This is a genomic window from Aminobacter sp. P4_H6_2 (genome assembly GCF_056400805.1).
Genome location: NZ_JBFUKO010000608.1, coordinates 1 through 3,190, shown reverse-complemented (window position 1 = coordinate 3,190; position 3,190 = coordinate 1). Strand labels below are relative to the sequence as shown.

General features: G+C 64.5%; 3 protein-coding genes, 1 pseudogene and 1 riboswitch. All 4 genes and pseudogenes read right to left on the bottom strand.

Annotated elements, in window-relative coordinates:
* A pseudogene (locus AC1DUU_RS27365) lies at positions 1-709 on the bottom strand (cobaltochelatase subunit CobN); the annotation flags it as partial.
* Positions 710-723: 14 nt separating this feature from the next.
* Complete coding sequence (gene cobW / locus AC1DUU_RS27360; protein WP_476786494.1) at positions 724-1,761, bottom strand: cobalamin biosynthesis protein CobW; 1,038 nt, start codon at positions 1,759-1,761, stop codon at positions 724-726.
* Positions 1,758-2,198, bottom strand: a complete 441-nt coding sequence (locus AC1DUU_RS27355; RefSeq protein WP_476786493.1) for a DUF1636 family protein — start codon at positions 2,196-2,198, stop codon at positions 1,758-1,760. Before AC1DUU_RS27355 ends, cobW begins: the two co-directional genes overlap by 4 nt.
* 39 nt (positions 2,199-2,237) lie before the next feature.
* Positions 2,238-2,444, bottom strand: a riboswitch (cobalamin riboswitch).
* Positions 2,439-3,190, bottom strand: a 752-nt coding sequence (locus AC1DUU_RS27350; protein WP_476786492.1) for a winged helix-turn-helix domain-containing protein, incomplete at its 5' end; no start/stop codon positions are given. Its footprint overlaps the riboswitch before it by 6 nt.

Sequence of the window (3,190 nt, the reverse complement as noted above, 5' to 3'; positions counted from 1 at the left end):
CGATATCACCTTCTCCCCGTTCACGGGGAGAAGGTGCCCCGAAGGGGCGGATGAGGGGCGGCGCAAGGGCGTCGAGCGTTGGCTCCTGCCCCTCGTCCCCCTGCCAGGACCTTCTCCCCGTGAACGGGGAGAAGGGGGATTCGACCACGCCTCGCGCCGGATCGTAAAAACCGGCTTTGGGCACCGTCACCGGTGCATTGGCATCGGCTTTCGCTTCCGCGCTCGCCAGTCCTGCGAGGCGCGCAACCAGCGCCTTCATGTTTTCCGGTCCGCCTTCGCGGAAATAGCCAAGCAGCGCGTCGAGTTCTGTGCGCGGCAAGGTCGAGCCTTCGACCAGCCGCGAGTCCGAATCGTGGCTTTCGCCCGGCAGCAGCGCAAGAGCGATGCCCTTTTCTCGAGCCATGGCAGCGAGTTGGTCGCAACCGTAGCGCCACCAGTCATAACCGCCGAGGATGCGGACGATGATGACCTTGGCGTGCGCCGCTACACTGTCGATCCAGAGGTCGACAGACATCGGATGCCTGAGGTCGCGCAGGCTGGCGAGCCGCATCGATGGCAGGCTTGCCGCGTCCGCCTTCCAGGCGGCGGCGATGCCAGCGAGATCGCTGTCGGTGAAAGACAACGCCACCACATCCGCAGGCGTTTGCCTGAGATCGACAGGCTCGACGAGATCGTCGAGCGAGGCGGATGTGGTGGTGAGGATGTGCATCTATCTGGCCCGGCTCAGCCTACAAGAATGCGCTCGATGGCCGGGCGGTCGAGGCCCTTGAGGCCGATCACCACCAGACGCGAGCGGCGGTCGTCTTCGGCCGTCCAGGCGCGGTCGTAGTAGTGGTTGACGCGCGGACCGACAGCCTGGACGAGCAGGCGCATGGGCTTGCCGCCGACTTCGACGAAGCCCTTCACGCGCAGCACGTTTTCTTCCTCGGCGGCGGTGGCGACGCGCTTGGCCAGTTCATCCGGGTTGGAAATCGAAGGAATGTCGATGACGAACGAGTCGAAATCATCGTGCTCGTGGTCGAAGGCGCCGTCGTGATGGGTCTTGCGGTTTTCGATGTCGTCTTCGACAGCGAGGCCAAGGCCAAGCAGCACCGAAGGGTCGACCTTGCCGTGCGCGGTCTGCACGATCTTGACGGCGCGCGACAGGTGCTCGCCGACAATGGCGTTGGCGCGCGCAAGGCCGGCCTCGTCGAGCAGGTCGCTTTTCGACAGGATGATGAGGTCGGCGCAGGCGACCTGGTCTTCAAACACTTCTTCGACCGGATCATCATGGTCGAGCGTCTCGTCCTGGGCGCGCTGGGCGGCGAGCGCGTCCATGTCGGCGGCGACCTTGCCTTCTGCGAGCGCTGGGCCGTCAACAACGGCGATGACGCCGTCGACCGTGACGCGGCTCTTGACCGTGGGCCATTGGAAGGCCTGGATCAGCGGCTTGGGCAATGCCAACCCCGAAGTCTCGATCAGGATGTGGTCGACACGTGGCGAACGCGACAGGATCTGGTCCAGTGCGGGGACAAAATCGTCGGCGACGGTGCAGCAGATGCAGCCATTGGCCAGTTCGACGATGTTTTCCTCCGGGCAGGTGTCGATGCCGCAGCCTTTGAGGATTTCGCCGTCGATGCCGACATCGCCGAACTCGTTGACGATGATGGCGAGGCGCTTGCCCTTGGCGTTTTCGAGGATGTGGCGGAGCAGCGTCGTCTTGCCGGCGCCGAGAAAGCCGGTGATGACGGTACAGGGGACGCGTTCGACGGAGGCGGTCATTTGTCTTCCTTGATGAGGTCGAGGGGAGGGATGCGCGCGACAAGGCCGCGCTTGAGGCTGTCGGGACGGCCTCGCCACGGGATCAGGCCGTCGGTCGAGGTGGCGAAGAGTTTTGCGCCGGTGATCAGGTCGTCGCCCGAGCTAATGGCGAGATCGCCGAAGACGTAGCTCCATGAGCCGTCGCGCAGGATCGCCGCACTCAGGCGGCGCTTGCAGTTGCCGAGGCATTCGACGCTGCGCACCGTGATGCCTTCTTGTGCAGCGGCGGCGCGTGTGGATTCGGCGAGCTTGGCGCCTGCGCGGGGATGAGCGTCCGAGCCGTTTTCGTCGCGGCAGGATGAGCAGACGAGAATCGTCACATCCGCTGCGGCGCGCAGGTCGGCGCCATCGCTGGATGCGTCCAAAATTTCGACAGAGAGATTGTCGTCGAGTTCCAAAATACCAGGCTCCTTGCCTGGGACACCCGCCAGGCGATCGGATCAATGTTTCAGACGGCAGGTCTCCTGGCTCGCGAGTCGTCGCCTTCGTGCCGCCTTCCCGGGAGGACATCCCAGTGGTTACCGGTCTTGGCTCGTCGCTTACAGTTGCGGGGACAGCCGCGGATTTGACGCCAAAAGCGCCGCACCGCATTCCCTCTTAGCTCCTCCCCTTGCCGGGAGGAGACCGTCTGGGTCGATTTAGGCTTTCGCGAGGGGTGGAGTCAACGTGAGGGAGCGACCCGCAATGTCGCTCAGCGCCGGTCCGAGATCGCCGGCCGGTGTGACCTTGATGCTTTCGAGGCCAAGCCAGTCACGCATCTGCTGCAGCTCTTCATAGAGTTCGGCCGCCGTTTCGGGCGGGGCGCAGGGCTCCGCATAGGCGGCATGGACGCGCAAGACACCGGCTGGGCGGTCAGCTTTGAGGTCGACGCGCGCGACGATTCGTTCGCCGAGCAGGAAGGGCAGGACATAATAGCCATACTGGCGCTTTTCGGCCGGCGTGTAGATCTCGATTCGGTAGCGGAAGCCGAACAGGCTTTCGGCGCGGCTGCGTTCGAAGACCAGCGGATCGAACGGCGCGAGCAAGGCGCGGGCACTGACCTTACGTGGAATGCGGGCCTGGGCGTGCAGGTAGGCCTGCTTGTCCCAGCCCTCGACGCGGACGGGAATCAGTTCGCCCGTTTCGACCAGCTCTTCGAGGCGACCTTTCATTTCGGCGGGCGACAGGCGGAAGTAATCACGCAGGCAGGCGGCCGTCGCGACGCCATGGGCCCGGGCGGAGATTCGCAACAGTTCGCGATGCGCGTCGGCCGGGGCAGGGATGGGACTGTTGTAAATGCCCGCGGGCAAGACTCGCTCGGGCAGATCATAAAGTCGCTCGAAGCCACGGCGCGAATGGGTGGTGATGCGGCCAGCCCAGAACAGCCATTCGAAAGCGTGTTTTTCCCGGC

Bases quoted from the DNA above. Each gene is read 5' to 3' on its own strand.
- cobW (WP_476786494.1), bottom strand. From the start codon at position 1,761: ATGACCGCCTCCGTCGAACGCGTCCCCTGTACCGTCATCACCGGCTTT.